Annotated in this window: 15 protein-coding genes; 12 read left to right on the top strand and 3 right to left on the bottom strand. The window is 59.9% G+C overall.

What is annotated here, in order from left to right; all coding sequences use genetic code 11:
- The first annotated feature begins 34 nt into the window (after window positions 1-34).
- The 3 genes from AB4P91_RS24170 (at window position 35) to AB4P91_RS24180 (ending at window position 3,498) form a co-directional block, all read left to right on the top strand.
- Window positions 35-1,393, top strand: coding sequence for a nucleobase:cation symporter-2 family protein (locus AB4P91_RS24170; RefSeq protein ID WP_395603862.1), 1,359 nt, complete (start codon window positions 35-37; stop codon window positions 1,391-1,393).
- Between the two features lie 160 nt (window positions 1,394-1,553).
- Window positions 1,554-2,339, top strand: a complete 786-nt coding sequence (locus AB4P91_RS24175) for an outer membrane protein OmpK (RefSeq protein WP_395603863.1) — start codon at window positions 1,554-1,556, stop codon at window positions 2,337-2,339.
- 373 nt (window positions 2,340-2,712) lie between these two features.
- Window positions 2,713-3,498: an outer membrane protein OmpK gene (locus tag AB4P91_RS24180; protein ID WP_042558422.1), complete on the top strand. Its 786-nt coding sequence runs from the start codon at window positions 2,713-2,715 to the stop codon at window positions 3,496-3,498.
- A 133-nt stretch (window positions 3,499-3,631) separates the two neighbouring features.
- On the opposite strand, the gene AB4P91_RS24185 is transcribed toward AB4P91_RS24180, so the two are convergent.
- Window positions 3,632-4,804: a patatin-like phospholipase family protein gene (locus AB4P91_RS24185; RefSeq protein ID WP_150595607.1), complete on the bottom strand. Its 1,173-nt coding sequence runs from the start codon at window positions 4,802-4,804 to the stop codon at window positions 3,632-3,634.
- Window positions 4,805-4,838: 34 nt separating this feature from the next.
- The gene (locus AB4P91_RS24190) at window positions 4,839-5,771 is read right to left on the bottom strand and encodes a lipid A biosynthesis lauroyl acyltransferase (protein ID WP_042558420.1); all 933 of its coding nucleotides are present in this window, start codon (window positions 5,769-5,771) and stop codon (window positions 4,839-4,841) included.
- 117 nt (window positions 5,772-5,888) lie between these two features.
- On the opposite strand from AB4P91_RS24190, the gene minC reads away from it, so the two are divergent.
- The 8 genes from minC to AB4P91_RS24230 all read left to right on the top strand — a co-directional run bounded on the left by minC (window position 5,889) and on the right by AB4P91_RS24230 (window position 13,991).
- Complete coding sequence (minC, locus tag AB4P91_RS24195) at window positions 5,889-6,626, top strand: septum site-determining protein MinC (protein ID WP_395603864.1); 738 nt, start codon at window positions 5,889-5,891, stop codon at window positions 6,624-6,626.
- A gap of 169 nt (window positions 6,627-6,795) precedes the next feature.
- The gene (gene minD / locus AB4P91_RS24200; protein WP_042558418.1) at window positions 6,796-7,608 is read left to right on the top strand and encodes a septum site-determining protein MinD; all 813 of its coding nucleotides are present in this window, start codon (window positions 6,796-6,798) and stop codon (window positions 7,606-7,608) included.
- Window positions 7,608-7,862: a cell division topological specificity factor MinE gene (gene minE / locus AB4P91_RS24205; RefSeq protein WP_003223146.1), complete on the top strand. Its 255-nt coding sequence runs from the start codon at window positions 7,608-7,610 to the stop codon at window positions 7,860-7,862. The genes minD and minE overlap by 1 nt, the downstream gene beginning before the upstream one ends.
- Before the next feature lie 91 nt (window positions 7,863-7,953).
- On the top strand, window positions 7,954-8,589 hold the full coding sequence (locus AB4P91_RS24210; RefSeq protein WP_016982865.1) for an RluA family pseudouridine synthase: 636 nt from the start codon (window positions 7,954-7,956) through the stop codon (window positions 8,587-8,589).
- Between the two features lie 197 nt (window positions 8,590-8,786).
- Window positions 8,787-10,076 (top strand): M18 family aminopeptidase, encoded by a 1,290-nt coding sequence (locus AB4P91_RS24215; RefSeq protein WP_395603865.1) that lies wholly within the window; start codon window positions 8,787-8,789, stop codon window positions 10,074-10,076.
- Window positions 10,077-10,182: 106 nt separating this feature from the next.
- Window positions 10,183-10,359, top strand: a complete 177-nt coding sequence (locus tag AB4P91_RS24220; RefSeq protein ID WP_191624088.1) for a hypothetical protein — start codon at window positions 10,183-10,185, stop codon at window positions 10,357-10,359.
- A 77-nt stretch (window positions 10,360-10,436) separates the two neighbouring features.
- Complete coding sequence (locus AB4P91_RS24225; protein WP_395603866.1) at window positions 10,437-12,590, top strand: mechanosensitive ion channel domain-containing protein; 2,154 nt, start codon at window positions 10,437-10,439, stop codon at window positions 12,588-12,590.
- A 66-nt stretch (window positions 12,591-12,656) separates the two neighbouring features.
- On the top strand, window positions 12,657-13,991 hold the full coding sequence (locus AB4P91_RS24230) for an amidohydrolase (protein WP_395603867.1): 1,335 nt from the start codon (window positions 12,657-12,659) through the stop codon (window positions 13,989-13,991).
- Between the two features lie 493 nt (window positions 13,992-14,484).
- Here AB4P91_RS24230 and phnR read toward each other — a convergent pair whose 3' ends face one another.
- Window positions 14,485-15,198, bottom strand: a complete 714-nt coding sequence (gene phnR, locus AB4P91_RS24235) for a phosphonate utilization transcriptional regulator PhnR (protein WP_395603868.1) — start codon at window positions 15,196-15,198, stop codon at window positions 14,485-14,487.
- A gap of 350 nt (window positions 15,199-15,548) precedes the next feature.
- Here phnR and AB4P91_RS24240 point away from each other — a divergent pair, with 350 nt between their 5' ends.
- Complete coding sequence (locus AB4P91_RS24240; protein WP_047300342.1) at window positions 15,549-16,616, top strand: ABC transporter substrate-binding protein; 1,068 nt, start codon at window positions 15,549-15,551, stop codon at window positions 16,614-16,616.
- Window positions 16,617-16,771: the final 155 nt, after the last annotated feature.

The following is a 16,771-nucleotide window of genomic DNA, read 5'->3' on the forward strand; positions in this document are numbered from 1 at the left end:
TTAATCACAAGAATAAAAAGATCCGAGGTGTTGCATGTCCGAGCTGTCCAAAGCGCGCATCCCCGACGCACCCGCCATTCAGCGTTTGCCTCTTTTGCAACTGATTCTGGTCGGTTTGCAACATGTTCTGCTGATGTACGGTGGTGCCATTGCGGTGCCGCTGATCATTGGACAGGCCGCTGGCCTGAGTCGTGAAGAAATCGCCTTCCTGATCAACGCCGACCTGCTGGTCGCCGGTATCGCCACCATCGTGCAGTCGCTCGGTATCGGCCCGATGGGCATTCGCATGCCGGTGATGATGGGCGCCAGTTTTGCCGCTGTCGGCAGCATGGTCGCCATGGCCGGCATGCCCGGTATCGGTCTGCAAGGCATCTTCGGTGCAACAATCGCCGCCGGTTTCTTCGGCATGATCATCGCGCCGTTCATGTCCAAGGTGGTCCGTTTCTTCCCGCCGCTGGTGACGGGCACCGTCATCACCTCGATCGGTTTGTCGCTGTTCCCCGTAGCCGTGAACTGGGCCGGTGGCGGCGTTGATGCCGAACAATTCGGTTCACCGATTTATCTGTCCATTGCCGCACTGGTGCTGGCCACTATCCTGCTGGTCCACCGCTTCATGCGCGGTTTCTGGGTGAACATTTCCGTGTTGATCGGCATGTGCCTGGGCTACGTGCTTTGCGGCGCGATCGGCATGGTCGACCTCAGCGGCATGGCCGCTGCGCCGTGGGTTCAGTTTGTCACTCCGCTGCATTTCGGCATGCCGAAGTTCGAACTCGCACCGATCCTGTCGATGTGTCTGGTGGTGGTGATCATCTTCGTGGAATCCACCGGGATGTTCCTCGCACTGGGCAAAATCACTGGCCAGGAAGTCTGCCCGCGCATGCTGCGTCGCGGTTTGCTGTGCGATGCCGGCGCCTCGTTCTTCGCTGGTTTCTTCAACACCTTCACCCACTCCTCCTTCGCGCAGAACATCGGCCTGGTGCAGATGACCGGTGTGCGCTGCCGTTCGGTGACCATCGTTGCCGGCGGCTTGCTGATCGTCTTGAGCCTGCTGCCCAAAGCCGCGTTCCTGGTGGCATCGATTCCTCCCGCGGTACTCGGCGGCGCGGCGATTGCGATGTTCGGCATGGTCGCCGCGACCGGGATCAAGATCCTCCAGGAAGCCGATATCGGTGACCGTCGCAACCAGTTGCTGGTGGCGGTGAGCATCGGCATGGGCCTGATCCCGGTGGTGCGGCCGGAGTTCTTCGCACATCTGCCGATGTGGATGAGCCCGATCACCCACAGCGGCATCGCCATGGCAACGCTCAGCGCGCTGACGCTGAACCTGCTGTTCAACATTCTTGGCGGCGCCGAGCGCGCGGCGATCAACGACTGCAACGCGCACTCGCATTAATCGAAGTCACCACAAAACCGGTGGGAGCGAGCTTGCTCGCGAAGAGGCCATGTCAGCGAACATCACTGTTGAATGACACACCGCCTTCGCGAGCAAGCTCGCTCCCACAGGGACTGTGCAACACCCTGCCTCATACAATAAAAACAAGAGGGAGCAACAGATGATTCGCACGCAATCGTGTTTGCTATTGAGCGGCGGCCTGCTCGCCGCATCCCAGGCCATGGCCGGCGATTTACTGCTCTGGCAGACCAACAGCCTCAGCTACCTGTACGGCAAGAATTTCGCGATCAACCCGTCGATCCAGCAGACGGTGACCTTCGAGCACGCCGACAAGTGGAAGTACGGCGACAACTTTCTGTTCGTCGACAAGATCTTCTACAACGGCCAGGAAGACCGCAACAAAGGCCCGCACACCTTCTACGGTGAATTCACCCCGCGCTTCTCGTTCGGCAAGATCTTCGACCAGAACATCGAGTTCGGCCCGATCAAGGACGTACTGCTGGCGATGACCTACGAATACGGCGAAGGTGAAAGCGAGGCCTACCTGATCGGCCCCGGCTTCGACCTCAAAGTGCCTGGCTTCAATTACGTCACCTTGAACATCTTCCGCCGCCAGACCGAAGGCCCACGCCCCGGCGATGGCGTCTGGCAGATCACGCCCGGCTGGTCCTACAGCATTCCGGTAGGCAATTCCGACCTGTTGATCGATGGTTATCTGGACTGGGTGGTCGACAACGACGAGAACGCGCGCGGCACCTACCACGCCAACCTGCACATCAATCCGCAGATCAAATATGACCTGGGCAAAGCCCTTGGCTGGAGTCAGAAGCAACTGTATGTCGGCACCGAATACAGCTACTGGAAGAACAAATACGGCGTCGAAAACAGCCCTAACTTCGACACCAATCAGAACACCGCCAGCCTGCTGGTGAAGGTGCACTTCTAAGATGGCCCGCAACCGTGCCCCATGCCTGTCGTCGGTGCTCTGTTGCGGGGCACTTGAGGCGAGGCCTGCGAGTCAGTATTCTCCGCGACCTCTTGAATTCGGTCTAAAAAAAAGCCCGAATTTAATTCCTGACCAGCGGGCCAACTTATCCCGGCCCCGGTCAGTACCGAGGCACCCCGAAAACACGCTCAATCGACTGTTTGTCAGCAGCCGAAGGGCGTTTTTTTGCTTTTCGAAAAGCCTTGGCTCAGCTCTTGCTAACAGCAAACAAGCTGACCGATCGGATGACTTTTTGCAGCAACGAAAAAAGGCGCCACACCAGAGCGCCGATCAAAAAAAATAAACGTGGAACACCTACTTTGGGAGCAACCGAATGAAACGTATGTGCACCAGCCTGATGCTTGCGGGATCCTTGCTGGCCGGGGGGCAGGCCATGGCCGAAGGCCTCTTGCAATGGCAGGACAACAGCCTGACTTACCTCTATGGCAAGGACTTCCAGGTCAACCCGCGCATCCAGCAGACCGTCACCTTTGAACACGCTGACGGGTGGAAGTACGGGGACAACTTCTTCTTCCTCGACAAGATCTTCTACAACGGTGAAAAGGACTTCAACAACGGTCCGAACACCTACTACGGCGAGTTCCAGCCACGCATCTCGCTGGGCAAGGTTCTCGACCAGAAGATCGAGTTCGGCCCGATCAAAGATGTCCTGCTGGCGATGACTTACGAGTTCGGCGAAGGTGACACCGAGTCCTACCTGATCGGTCCGGGCTTCGACCTGGCCATCCCGGGCTTCGACTACTTCCAGCTGAACTTCTACCAGCGTCACACCGAAGGCTCGCGCGCCGGTGACAACGTCTGGCAGATCACCCCGGTGTGGTCCTACACCGTGCCGGTGGGCAATTCGAACATCCTGATCGACGGCTACATGGACTGGGTCACCGACAACGATTCCAACTCCAAAGGCGATTACCACGCCAACCTGCACTTCAACCCACAGGTCAAATACGACTTGGGCAAGGCACTGAGTTATGGCGAGAAGCAGTTGTACGTCGGTGTTGAATACGATTACTGGAAAGACAAGTACGGGATCGACGACACCGGTGCGTTCAAGACCAATCAGAGCGTGACCAACTTCCTGGTGAAGTTCCACTTCTGATGCGGCGGCGTCCGCAAGGACGCCTTCGCGAGCAAGCTCGCTCCCACAGTGGTTCTATGTTGACCGCAAATTGCGCATTCGATACCGAATCCTGTGGGAGCGAGCTTGCTCGCGAATGGGCTCAACGCAAATCTCAGGCTGGAACCACCGCCTCCGACAGCCCCAGAAACCGGCACAGCTCCTCCCGCTTGGCCAAGGCATCCCGCCGCCCCAAATCAATCAGCTCGCTGCAATACCCCGCCTCGAACAGCAGATAACTCAACACCCCTGCCCCACTCGTCCTGGTCGCCCCCGGCCCACGCAAGAACAACCGCAACGCCGCCGGCAATTCCTGGCGATGCCGCGCCGCGATCTCATCGATCGGCTGACTTGGCGATATCACCAGCACCTCCACCGGCGCCACGCCCAATGCGCGGGTCGGCGTGCCATCGGGCATCAAATGGCTGAACTGGTTCAAGCGCTGAAGCAACTCGATGTCGCTCTCCAGGCTGTCAATGAACGTGCTGTTGAGCATGTGCCCGCCGATCTGCGCCAGCGTCGGCTGCTGACCGGTGTAGGTGCGTTCCAGCGGCTGCTGCGGATCAACCCCGCGCGGGTTGCCGCTGACGCCCACCACCAGCACGCGAGTCGCGCCCAGGTGCAGCGCCGGGCTGATCGGCGCCGATTGGCGGACCGCGCCGTCACCGAAATACTCCTCGCCGATCTTCACCGGCGCGAACAGCAACGGAATCGCCGAACTGGCCAGCAGATGCTCCACCGACAACGGCGTCGGCACGCCAATGCGCCGATGACGCAGCCACGCATCAATCACGCCGCCGCCCTGATAGAACGTCACCGCTTGCCCCGATTCGTAGCCGAACGCGGTCACCGCCACGGCGCGCAATTGCTTGTGAGCGATGGCTTCGGCAATGCCGGGCAGGTGCAGTTTTTCATTGAGCAGATCGCGCAGCGGCGAACTGTTGAGCAGCGCCACCGGCACTTGTCGACCGAGGCCGAGCAAACTATGGCTGACAAACCGACTGGCCTGACGGATCACGCCAGGCCAGTCACTGCGCAGCACGCGATGGCTGCGAAAGCCCTGCCAGAACAGGGTGAGGCGTTCGATGGCGGCGCGAAAATCGGTGGCGCCGCTGGCCAGGCTGACCGCGTTGATCGCCCCGGCCGAGGTGCCGACGATCACGGGAAAAGGATTGTCCGCGCCCAATGGCAGCAACTCTGCAATCGCCGCCAACACCCCTACCTGATAGGCCGCCCGAGCCCCGCCGCCGGAAAGAATCAAACCTGTAACCGGTTCAGCAGGGCTCATCGCAACACTCCATGGTGCTTAAGGGATGGGTCAGTCAACCGCGTTTGGCGTACAACTTCGGCTCGCCCGGCGGACGGCTCTTGAAGCGGCGATGCGCCCACAGGTATTGCTCGGGGCAGGCCCGCAGCGCGCTCTCGACCCACTGATTGATGCGGATGCAGTCGGCCTCTTCGGTCTCACCGGGGAAGCCTTCCAGCGGCGGATGGATCACCATGCGGTAACCGCTGCCGTCGGCCAGACGCTCCTGAGTGAACGGCACCACCAACGCCTTGCCCAACCGCGCAAATTTGCTGGTCGCGGTCACGGTGGCGGCCTGAATGCCGAACAGCGGCACGAAGATGCTCTGCTTGGCGCCGTAGTCCTGATCCGGTGCATACCAGATCGCCCGACCTGAGCGCAGCAACTTGAGCATGCCGCGCACGTCGTCGCGCTCCACCGCCAGCGAATCGAGATTGTGCCGTTCGCGCCCGCGACGCTGAACAAAATCGAACAGCGGATTCTTGTGTTCGCGGTACATGCCGTCGATGGTGTGTTGCTGGCCGAGCAGCGCCGCGCCGATTTCCAGGGTGGTGAAGTGCGCCGCCATCAGGATCACGCCTTTACCTTCGCGCTGAGCCTGCTGCAAATGCTCAAGACCTTCGATGTGCGCCAGTTTTGCAAGGCGCTCGCGGGACCACCACCAGCTCATCGCCATTTCAAAAAAGGCGATACCGGTCGAGGCAAAGTTTTCCTTGAGCAGACGCTTGCGCTCGGCCGCGGACTTTTCCGGGAAGCACAATTCCAGATTGCGCTTGGCGATGCGCCGCCGGTCGCCGGCCACGCGATACATCAACGCGCCCAAAACTCGACCGATGGTCAGCAGTGCCGGATACGGCAACTGCACAATCAGCCACAAAAGCCCCAGACCGCACCAGAGCGGCCAGAAGCGTGGAGCAAGAAATGCTTTTCGAAAACGCGGGCGATCCATTAAAGCTTCCGTAAATACAGTGGCCGCGCATTCTACATCGTTCGACCCGGCTTGCGGCTCGCGGGCGTTCTCGTTATAAGTCTCGGCACTTTTAGTGACAAGCCGTTGTATGCCGATATGAGCCAAATCCACTCGCCAGACCAAGATTCCGTGTTCCAGTTGAAGGGCAGCATGCTGGCCATTACCGTGCTGGAGCTGTCCCGCAACGACCTCGAAAGCCTTGATCGGCAACTGGCCGCCAAAGTCGCACAGGCGCCCAATTTCTTCAGCAATGCACCGCTGGTCCTGGCGCTGGACAAACTGCCGCCCGGCGAAGGCGCCGTCGATCTGCCAGGGCTGATGCGCATATGCCGTCAACATGGCCTGCGCACCCTGGCGATTCGCGCCAGCCGCATCGAAGACATCGCCGCTGCCATCGCCATCGACATCCCGGTGCTGCCGCCGTCCGGCGCCCGTGAACGACCGCTGGAAACCCCGGAACCCGAAGTCAAAAAGAAGCCGGAAAAACCGCCAGAGCCGACCATCAAACCGACCCGTGTCATCACGACGCCAGTGCGTGGTGGCCAACAGATATATGCCCAGGGTGGCGATCTGGTTGTGGTGTCGTCGGTCAGCCCGGGCGCGGAACTTCTCGCCGATGGCAACATCCATGTATACGGCCCAATGCGTGGCCGTGCGCTGGCCGGCGTGAAGGGCGATACCAAGGCACGGATTTTCTGTCAGCAATTGAGCGCTGAACTGATCTCCATCGCCGGTCATTACAAGGTTTCCGAGGATTTGCGTCGCGACCCCATGTGGGGCTCGGGCGTACAGGTCAGCCTGTCGGGCGACGTGTTGAACATCATTCGGCTTTAACGGATACTGCCGCATTTTCCAAGCATCTCTAAAACGTAGCGAAAACGGCTCAAACGAAGTAGGAAAAAGGCCAAAAGCCAAATTCCAGCCAAGGCTGTCCGACTGCAGTAGTTTTCAAGAGATGTTTTTCAGGGGCTAAACAGTCCTTCTTCCTCAGGGGTGAAACACCTTGGCCAAGATTCTCGTGGTTACATCCGGCAAGGGTGGTGTGGGTAAGACCACCACCAGCGCCGCTATCGGTACCGGCCTCGCTCTGCGCGGCCACAAAACAGTGATCGTCGACTTCGACGTGGGCTTGCGTAACCTTGACCTGATCATGGGTTGCGAGCGCCGCGTGGTGTATGACTTCGTCAACGTGGTCAACGGCGAAGCCAACCTGCAACAGGCCCTGATCAAAGACAAGCGCCTGGAAAACCTCTACGTACTGGCCGCCAGTCAGACTCGCGACAAAGACGCGCTGACCGTCGAAGGCGTGGAAAAAGTCCTGATGCAACTCAAGGCAGACTTTGACTTCGTGGTGTGCGACTCCCCGGCGGGCATCGAGAAAGGTGCACACCTGGCCATGTATTTCGCCGACGAAGCGATCATCGTGACCAACCCGGAAGTGTCCTCGGTACGTGACTCCGACCGCATGCTCGGCCTCTTGGCCAGCAAGTCGCGTCGTGCCGAACAAGGCGAAGAGCCGATCAAGGAACACCTGCTGCTGACCCGATACAACCCGCAGCGCGTCAGTGATGGCGAAATGCTGGGCGTCGAAGACGTGAAGGAAATCCTGGCAGTGACCCTGCTGGGTGTCATTCCGGAATCCCAGGCTGTCCTGAAGGCTTCCAACTCGGGTGTCCCGGTTATTCTCGACGACCAGAGCGATGCCGGTCAGGCCTACAGCGATGCCGTTGATCGTCTGCTGGGCAAAGAAAAAGAACATCGTTTCCTCGATGTTACGAAGAAGGGATTCTTCGAGCGCCTGTTTGGAGGTAGGTAATGAACCTTTTTGACTTCTTTCGTGCCAACAAAAAGCCAAGTACCGCCTCGGTAGCGAAAGAGCGTCTACAGATCATCGTGGCGCATGAGCGCGGCCAGCGCAGCACACCGGATTACTTGCCAGCCTTGCAGAAGGAACTGGTCGACGTGATCCGCAAGTACGTCAACATCGGTAACGACGACGTACATGTTGCACTGGAAAGCCAGGGCAGTTGCTCGATTCTGGAACTCAACATCACCCTGCCTGATCGTTAAGTCGATCCGGTAGTCGCCACGGCGGCTCAGGGCCATTCCGACCCCGGAATGGTCCTGAGCCGCCGTTGGCATTTGTTACGAGGCTGTTTTAATGCCGTTGTCCAACATCCACATCCTCCATCAGGACGCCGCTGTACTGGTGGTGAACAAACCGACCCTGCTGCTCTCGGTGCCCGGCCGCGCCGACGACAACAAGGACTGCCTGATAACCCGCCTGCAGGAAAACGGCTACCCGGAAGCACGCATCGTCCACCGTCTGGACTGGGAAACCTCGGGGATCATTCTGCTCGCCCGTGACGCCGACACTCACCGCGAACTGTCGCGCCAGTTTCACGACCGCGAAACCGAAAAGGCCTACACCGCGCTGGCCTGGGGGCAGCCGGAGCTGGACAGTGGCAGCATCGACCTGCCGCTGCGCTACGATCCGCCCACCAAGCCACGTCACGTGGTCGATCACGAATTCGGCAAACATGCGCTGACCTTCTGGCGTGTGCTTGAGCGTTGCGGCGACTGGTGTCGCGTCGAGCTGACGCCGATCACCGGCCGTTCGCACCAGTTGCGGGTGCACATGCTGTCGATCGGGCATCCGCTGCTCGGCGACGGTCTCTACGCACACGAGCAAGCGCTCGCCGCGTGGCCACGCCTGTGCCTGCACGCGAGCATGCTCAGCTTCACCCATCCGCAAACCGGCGAACGCCTGCGCTTCGAGTGCCCGGCGCCGTTCTGACAGACCACACGGCCCCCCGTGGGAGCGAGCTCGCTCGCGAAAGCAATTGATCAGTCGACATTGATGTTGAATGTAATACCGCTTTCGCGAGCAAGCTCGCTCCCACAGTTTTTTGCATGCATTTCAAGACCGCATGTCATGCCCCAAGCTTCAAGCCGATGCGTTAAACTCCCGCCCACTGCTGTCTGGAGCTTCTTATGCGCGAAGAGTTGAACCAAGGCCTGATCGACTTCCTCAAGGCCTCCCCTACCCCGTTCCACGCTACCGCCAGCCTGGTGCAACGTCTGGAGGCTGCCGGTTTTGTGCGTCTCGACGAGCGCGAGCCATGGACCACCGAGACCAACGGCCGCTACTACGTCACCCGCAATGATTCCTCGATTGTCGCGATCAAAATGGGCCGCAACTCGCCGCTGCACGGTGGCATTCGTCTGGTTGGCGCACACACCGACAGCCCGTGCCTGCGGGTCAAGCCGCAGCCGGAATTACAGCGCCAGGGCTTCTGGCAGCTGGGTGTTGAAGTCTACGGTGGAGCGCTGCTGGCGCCGTGGTTCGACCGTGACCTCTCGCTGGCCGGCCGCGTAACCTTCCGCCGCGACGGCAAAGTCGAAAGCCAGTTGATCGACTTCAAGGCGCCCATCGCGATCATCCCCAACCTGGCCATTCACCTTAACCGTGAAGCCAACATGGGCTGGGCGATCAATGCCCAGACCGAATTGCCGCCGATTCTTGCGCAGTTCGCCGGTGACGAGCGCGTCGATTTCCGTGCCGTGCTCACCGATCAACTGGCGCGCGAACATGGTCTGAACGCCGACGTCGTGCTCGATTACGAGCTGAGTTTCTACGACACGCAGAGTGCTGCAGTCATTGGCCTGAACGGTGACTTCATTGCCGGCGCGCGCCTCGACAACCTGCTGTCGTGCTACGCCGGCCTGCAAGCCTTGCTCACTGCCGAAACCGACGAGACCTGCGTCCTGGTCGCCAACGACCACGAAGAAGTCGGCTCCTGCTCGGCCTGCGGTGCCGATGGCCCGATGCTTGAGCAGACCCTGCGTCGTCTGCTGCCCGAAGGTGACGAGTTCGTCCGTACCATTCAGAAATCCTTGCTGGTTTCGGCCGACAACGCCCACGGCGTGCACCCCAATTACGCCGACAAACACGATGCCAACCACGGCCCGAAACTCAACGCCGGCCCGGTGATCAAGGTCAACAGCAACCAGCGCTACGCCACCAACAGCGAAACCGCCGGGTTCTTCCGTCATCTGTGCATGGCCGAAGAAGTACCGGTGCAAAGCTTCGTAGTGCGCAGCGACATGGGCTGCGGCTCGACCATCGGCCCGATCACCGCCAGCCACCTGGGCGTGCGCACTGTCGACATCGGCCTGCCGACGTTCGCCATGCACTCGATCCGCGAACTGTGCGGCAGCCATGACCTGGCGCACCTGGTCAAAGTGCTGAGCGCGTTCTACGCCTGCCGCGAATTGCCCTGACCCACTGTAGGAGCTGCCGAAGGCTCGGGCAGCTCCTACACAGATCAATACCGATCAGCCCAAAGCGGCCTAGACTTACATCATTCATTTCGACAAGGCAGTCACCATGATCTCGATGTCCTCTTTCCACGCCATGCTCATTCCCATCCTGTGCGGAATGATCCTGCTGGCCATCGGCTTCAACTTCCGCGACAAGAACGCGGGTGTGTTCGCGATGTGGATCGGCATGCTGACGATCCTCGTTACCGTGATTTACAAGATCCTCGCCAAACTCAACGAATAAACCCGTGCCCGGCTCGCATTGCTTTCGGCGGGCTCGTACACTTCAGCGAATCCGCCCCTTGCGAGGTTGACCGCCTAGTGTTTGCTCGTCTGTTTGCTCTGCCCTGTATTTTCCTCATCTGCCTGATGGCGTTGCTGCCAGTGGCGCCTGCCCACGCGGTCGGTCTGCCGGGCCTGCTCAATACCAGCAAGGCGCAGCCCGAAGCCCAGGAACCGCTCGGGCAGTCCCTCGACGAAGTCATCAAGTCGCTGGAAAACGACAAGCAACGCGCGCAGTTGCTGACCGATCTGAAGAAACTTCGCGACGCCACGAAAAAAGCCCAGGCCTCACCTGAACAAGGCGTGCTCGGCCTGATTGGCGGCACACTGAGCAATTTCGAGAAGCAGTTCTCCGGCGCCGACAGCCCGGTGACGCGCTGGTCCAGCGAGTTCGATCTGGCCAAGGATGAGTTCAAGGCGCTGATACTGCCGGCCAGCGAATGGCTGCCCATCATCTTTGCCTTCGCCATCATTCTGATGGTCTGGAGCCTGCTCGCCGCTGCGCTGATCTGGCTCGGTCATCGCGTACGCATGCGCTTCGGCCTCACCGAAGAACTGCCGCAACACCCCAAGGCCCTCGACATGTTGCGCTTCGCTTTGCGCAAACTCGGGCCGTGGCTGATCGCCCTGGTGATCACCGTTTACATGAGCTACGCGCTGCCATCGTCGCTGGGCAAAAGCCTGGCGATGCTATTGGCCTACGCACTGGTGGTCGGCACTTGCTTCTCGGCAATCTGCGTCATCGCCTTTTCCCTCCTCGACGGCCCGCACCGCCATCGCGCGTTGTACATTTTGCGCCACCAGGCGTTCCGGCCACTGTGGCTGATCGGCAGCTTCGCCGCGTTCGGTGAAGCCCTGAGCGACCCGCGGCTGGTTGAAGGACTCGGCGTGCACCTGGCGCACACCGCCGCGACCATCGCCAATGTCCTCGCGGCACTGTCGACCGGATTGTTCATCCTGCGTTTCCGCCGGCCGGTAGCGCACCTGATTCGCAACCAGCCGCTGTCACGCCGCCTGACCCGCCGCGCCCTCAGCGACACCATCGAAATCCTCGGCACCTTCTGGTACGTGCCAGCGCTGGTGCTGGTCGGCATCTCGCTGTTCGCCACTTTCGTTTCCGCCGGCGACACCAGCACCGCGCTGCGCCAGTCGCTGATTTGCACCGTGCTGCTGGTGTTGTGCATGGTGATAAACGGCCTCGTCCGCCGTCATTCACTCAAACCGCAACGCGGGCCGAAACGCCACGCGCTCTATTCCGAGCGCCTGAAAAACTTCTTCTATACCCTCGCGCACCTGTTCGTGTGGCTGGTATTCATCGAACTCGGCCTGCGCGTCTGGGGCCAGTCGCTGATCGGTTTCGCCGAAGGTGACGGGCATGACATCAGCGTCAAACTGTTCAGCCTGATCGGCACACTGATTTTCTCCTGGCTGATCTGGATCCTCGCCGACACCGCCGTGCACCACGCCCTCACCCGCTCACGCAAAGGCCTGGCCAACGCACGCGCACAAACCATGATGCCGCTGATCCGCAACGTCTTGTTCGTGACGATTTTCATCATCGCGCTGATCGTCGCTCTGGCGAACATGGGCATGAACGTCACGCCACTGCTGGCCGGTGCCGGTGTCATCGGTCTGGCCATCGGTTTCGGCGCGCAGTCACTGGTCGCGGATTTGATCACCGGCCTGTTCATCATCATCGAAGACTCGCTGGCGATCGACGACTACGTCGATGTCGGCGGCCACCTCGGCACCGTCGAAGGCCTGACGATCCGCACCGTACGCCTGCGTGACATCGACGGCATCGTCCACACCATCCCGTTCAGTGAAATCAAAAGCATCAAAAACTACTCGCGGGAATTCGGCTACGCGATCTTCCGCGTCGCCGTGCCGTACAACATGGAAATCGATGGCGCGATCAAACTCATGCGCGACGTCGGCCAGAAAATGCGCACCGACCCGCTGCAACGCCGCAACATCTGGTCGCCACTGGAGATTCAAGGCGTGGAAAGCTTCGAATCCGGCAATGCGATCCTCCGCGCGCGATTCAAGACTGCGCCGATCAAACAATGGGAAGTCTCGCGGGCGTTTAACCTTTCCCTGAAACGACATCTGGACGAAGCCGGGCTGGATCTGGCGACCCCACGCATGAGCGTGCAAGTGATCACCGCCGGTGGTGGCCAGCCGAAGGAATAGCACTTCGCAGCGACACTTGGGTCACAGGCAGGGAAGCCAGAAAAACAATAACCATGGAGAAGCCCGATGCAGCTGACACGTATTGCCCAAGCCGTTTTGCTCACGCTGTTCGCCAGCCACGCCAGTGCGGCGACGATGGAAAGCACCCGTGAACAGATCGCCGCACAGGCCAAACAGCTCGAACCCGAACTGCTGGAAACCCGCCGCGACATCCACGCCCACCCAGAACTGGGCAACACGGAGAAACGCACATCGGAACTGGTCGCCGCACAACTGAAAGCCCTGGGCCTGGAAGTCAAAACCGGCGTCGCCCGCACAGGTGTAGTCGCCATCCTCAAGGGTGGCCTGCCCGGCCCGACCGTGGCCTTGCGCGCCGACATGGATGCACTGCCAGTCAAGGAAGTCGCCGACCTGCCATTCGCCTCCAAAGCTAAAGGCACCTACCTCGGCAAAGAAGTCGACGTCATGCACGCCTGCGGCCACGACGCCCACACCGCGATCCTGCTCAGCACAGCGAAAGTTCTCACAGGCATGCGCGACACCCTGCCCGGCACCGTGGTGTTCTATTTCCAACCGGCCGAAGAAGGCCCAAGCGACTTCATTCCCGACGGCAAAAACACCTGGGGCGCAAAAATGATGGTCGAGGAAGGCGTGATGAAATCGCCGAAACCGGACGCGGTCTTCGGCCTGCACGTCTGGGCCGGCATCCCCGCCGGCCAGATCGCCTACCGCCCCGGCGCCACCCTCGCCAGCTCCGATGACCTGCGCATCAAAATCCTCGGCAAACAAACCCATGCCGGCCGCCCGTGGGACGGCATCGACCCGATCACTGTCGGCGCACAAACCATCGTCGGCCTGCAAACCGTGGTCAGCCGCCGCACCGATATTTCGTCTTACCCGTCGGTGGTCAGCATCGGCACCATCAATGGCGGGACGCGCTACAACATCATCCCCGAATCAGTCGACATGACCGGCACCATCCGCTCGTACGACTACGGCATCCGCCAGAAACTGCACGCCGACGTGCGCCAGACCATCGAGAAAATCGCTGAAAGTGGCGGCGCGAAAGCCGATGTCACCATCATCGAAAAATACGACCCGACGATAAACAACCCGGCGCTGACGGACAAAATGCTGCCGACATTGAAGTGGGCAGCCAGGGATGACGTGGTGAATGCGCCGCTGGTGGGTGGCGCGGAAGACTTCTCGTTCTTCGCCAAAGAAGTGCCGGGATTGTTTGTGTTTCTGGGCGTGACGCCAAAAGATCAGGACATGAGCAAGGCTGCACCGAACCACAATCCGGGGTTCTTTGTGGATGAGTCGGCATTGGTGGTGGGGGTGAGGACACTGGCCTCGTTGGCGACGGATTATTTGTATGCCAATGCCGGGTCAGGCAAGTAGAGCATGGGGGAATGTGGGGGCGCCTTCGCGAGCAGGCTCGCTCCCACAATTGGACTGTGGGCAGGCTGCCAGAGACGGGTCGGCTGTCAGGCCGCCATCGCTGGCAAGCCAGCTCCCACAAGAAAATGAGTCCACCCCGCTCGCGGGCGGCGCATGCCGCCCCACTCAACACAATGAGCGCAAGCTCGAGTACCGCTTTTGATCTTGATCCACGGGCGACGTCGGAAGGCTGAGTGGAGGGATTGATCCGGGGGTGGGAGCGCAGCGACCGTTTGGCGAAGCCAAACACATCGAAAGGAGGTGCAGCGAAGCAAACCGGAAGCGATGCCCCCGGATCGATCCCGGAGCGAAGGCACCCCGAGCCCCAGCGAGCGGGCCGCACGTAGGAGCAAGCCTTTTTGGTTACTTTTTCGGCGTCTGGAAAAAGTGACCCGCCGTAAGGGCGGAACCCTGATCAGCCATCCCCCAAAAAACGGATATTCACCCAAAACGATCAATTCACATCAACCCCAACATGAATCGCATCATGCCGCCAAAACTCCAGATCACAATCAATCAACCGCTCATGCTGATCATAATTAACCCGAGCAATCCGCAAGCCCGGGCTCCCCACCGAAACCCGTAAAGCCGCCGCCGCATCCACCAACAAAGACGTCGGCACAATCTCGAACCGCACCCGCCCATAGTGCAAATCGTAATGCCGCGCATACAACTCGGTAATCGACTGATTCAGATCAAACTCCAGAATCCCCGGAAAAAACTGCGGGTTCAGGTAATGCTCAACATAAAGCACCAGCCGCCCATCAATCCGCCGCGACCGACAAATCTGAATCACACTCGACAACGCCGGCAGTTGCAACCACGCACACACCGCCGCCGAAGCCGGTTGCAGTCGGGCCGAAATAACCTCGGTCGAAGGTACCCGCCCCTGCGCACTGACCATCGCGTGAAAGTGACTGCGCTGCATCAGGTTGTACGCCAGACGCGGCGGCGAAACGAACCACCCCCGCCGCTCCTCACGATAAATCTGGCCCTGCGCCTCCAACTGCAACAACGCCTCGCGCACAGTTATCCGCGTCGTGCCGAACAACTCACTGAGCTTGCGCTCGGCCGGCAACTTGCTGCCGGGCGCCAAAAGTCCGTGGTCGAGTTGCTCCTGCAGCACCTGGCCGATCGCTGTCACCGCTTTTGTTGCCTCATCGCGCATCAACGTTACCTATCTGGACTAGACCAGCACTGTTTCGGGGCAAGACCGCACGACGATCACGCCGTGTCCATGTGCTGCAAGCCTAGGCAGTGCAGATGACCGAGAGATGACAAAACGGCTCAACGGTCGCACTCACGACTTGCAATACATCGGCCAAATCCCTGCCCTCCGGGGCTTTGGGCATGGTCTACGCTTATCGAGCAACCGCAAAAACCGGTCAAATAAAAGGCCTGACACAAGGTCACCGACATCAAAGTGTCATCCAGCCCCCTTAAATTGGCTCAGGTATTGCTGACCTAGACCAACACAAACCGCAATCGCAGCGTTGAACACGACCAAGGAGCTTCGGAATGAAACAGCTTTTCCTGGCAACACTGTTAGGCTCGACCATTGCCATGTGCACCGCCGCCATGGCGGCCGACACCGATCTGAAAACCCTCGAAGCCGCTGCGAAAGCGGAAGGCGCCGTCAACAGCGTCGGCATGCCCGATGACTGGGCCAACTGGAAAGGCACCTGGGAAGACCTGGCCAAAAAATACGGCCTGAAACACATCGACACTGACATGAGTTCGGCTCAGGAAATCGCCAAGTTCGCCGCAGAAAAAGACAACGCCAGCGCTGACATCGGCGACGTCGGTGCTGCCTTTGGCCCGATCGCGGTCAAGCAAGGCGTGGTGCAACCCTACAAGCCAAGTACCTGGGATCAAGTCCCGGACTGGGCCAAGGACAAGGACGGCAACTGGGCACTGGCCTACACCGGCACCATCGCCTTCATCGTCAACAAGAAGCTGCTGCACGGTTCCGAAGTACCAACCAAATGGGCTGACCTCAAGGGCGGCAAATACAAGGTTTCCATCGGTGACGTGAGCACCGCCGCACAAGCCGCCAACGGCGTTCTCGCCGCAGCGCTGGCCAACGGTGGCGACGAGAAAAACATTCAGCCTGCCCTGCTGCTGTTCGCAGACATCGCCAAGCAAGGTCGCCTGTCGATGGCCAACCCGACCATCGCCACCATGGAAAAAGGCGAGATCGAAGTCGGCGTGGTCTGGGACTTCAACGGCCTGAGCTACAAAGCCAAGATGGCCAACCCGGATGACTACGTGGTGCTGATCCCGTCCGACGGTTCGGTGATTTCCGGCTACACCACCATCATCAACAAGTACGCGAAAAACCCCAACGCCGCCAAGCTGACTCGCGAATACATCTTCAGCGACGCCGGCCAAACCAACCTCGCTCGCGGTAATGCGCGTCCGATCCGTGCCGAACACCTGCAATTGCCGGAAGACGTGAAGGCCAAACTGCTGCCGAACGAGCAGTACAAAAAGGTCACCCCGATCAAGGACGCCGATGCCTGGGAAAAGACCTCCAAAGCTCTGCCGCAGAAGTGGAACGAAGAAGTCATCGTAGAGATGAAATAAGGCGCCTGATCCCTACTGCGTAATCTGTTGAGATCCAAATGTGGGAGCGAGCCTGCTCGCGAAAGCGTTGTGTCAGTCGACATCAATGTTGAATGATCTGGCGCATTCGCGAGCAGGCTCGCGCCCACAGGGGATCCAGGTTGAATTTCAAGTTT

It is taken from the genome of Pseudomonas sp. B21128 (genome assembly GCF_044218865.1).
GTDB lineage: Bacteria > Pseudomonadota > Gammaproteobacteria > Pseudomonadales > Pseudomonadaceae > Aquipseudomonas > Aquipseudomonas iridis.

Excerpts from the sequence above, each read along its gene's own strand:
- AB4P91_RS24170 (WP_395603862.1), top strand. The coding sequence starts at position 35 with ATGTCCGAGCTGTCCAAAGCGCGCATCCCCGACGCACCCGCCATTCAG.
- AB4P91_RS24175 (WP_395603863.1), top strand. The coding sequence starts at position 1,554 with ATGATTCGCACGCAATCGTGTTTGCTATTGAGCGGCGGCCTGCTCGCC.
- AB4P91_RS24180 (WP_042558422.1), top strand. The coding sequence starts at position 2,713 with ATGAAACGTATGTGCACCAGCCTGATGCTTGCGGGATCCTTGCTGGCC.
- AB4P91_RS24185 (WP_150595607.1), bottom strand. The coding sequence starts at position 4,804 with ATGAGCCCTGCTGAACCGGTTACAGGTTTGATTCTTTCCGGCGGCGGG.
- AB4P91_RS24190 (WP_042558420.1), bottom strand. The coding sequence starts at position 5,771 with ATGGATCGCCCGCGTTTTCGAAAAGCATTTCTTGCTCCACGCTTCTGG.
- minC (WP_395603864.1), top strand. The coding sequence starts at position 5,889 with ATGAGCCAAATCCACTCGCCAGACCAAGATTCCGTGTTCCAGTTGAAG.
- minE (WP_003223146.1), top strand. The coding sequence starts at position 7,608 with ATGAACCTTTTTGACTTCTTTCGTGCCAACAAAAAGCCAAGTACCGCC.
- AB4P91_RS24210 (WP_016982865.1), top strand. The coding sequence starts at position 7,954 with ATGCCGTTGTCCAACATCCACATCCTCCATCAGGACGCCGCTGTACTG.
- AB4P91_RS24215 (WP_395603865.1), top strand. The coding sequence starts at position 8,787 with ATGCGCGAAGAGTTGAACCAAGGCCTGATCGACTTCCTCAAGGCCTCC.
- AB4P91_RS24220 (WP_191624088.1), top strand. The coding sequence starts at position 10,183 with ATGATCTCGATGTCCTCTTTCCACGCCATGCTCATTCCCATCCTGTGC.
- AB4P91_RS24230 (WP_395603867.1), top strand. The coding sequence starts at position 12,657 with ATGCAGCTGACACGTATTGCCCAAGCCGTTTTGCTCACGCTGTTCGCC.
- phnR (WP_395603868.1), bottom strand. The coding sequence starts at position 15,198 with ATGCGCGATGAGGCAACAAAAGCGGTGACAGCGATCGGCCAGGTGCTG.
- AB4P91_RS24240 (WP_047300342.1), top strand. The coding sequence starts at position 15,549 with ATGAAACAGCTTTTCCTGGCAACACTGTTAGGCTCGACCATTGCCATG.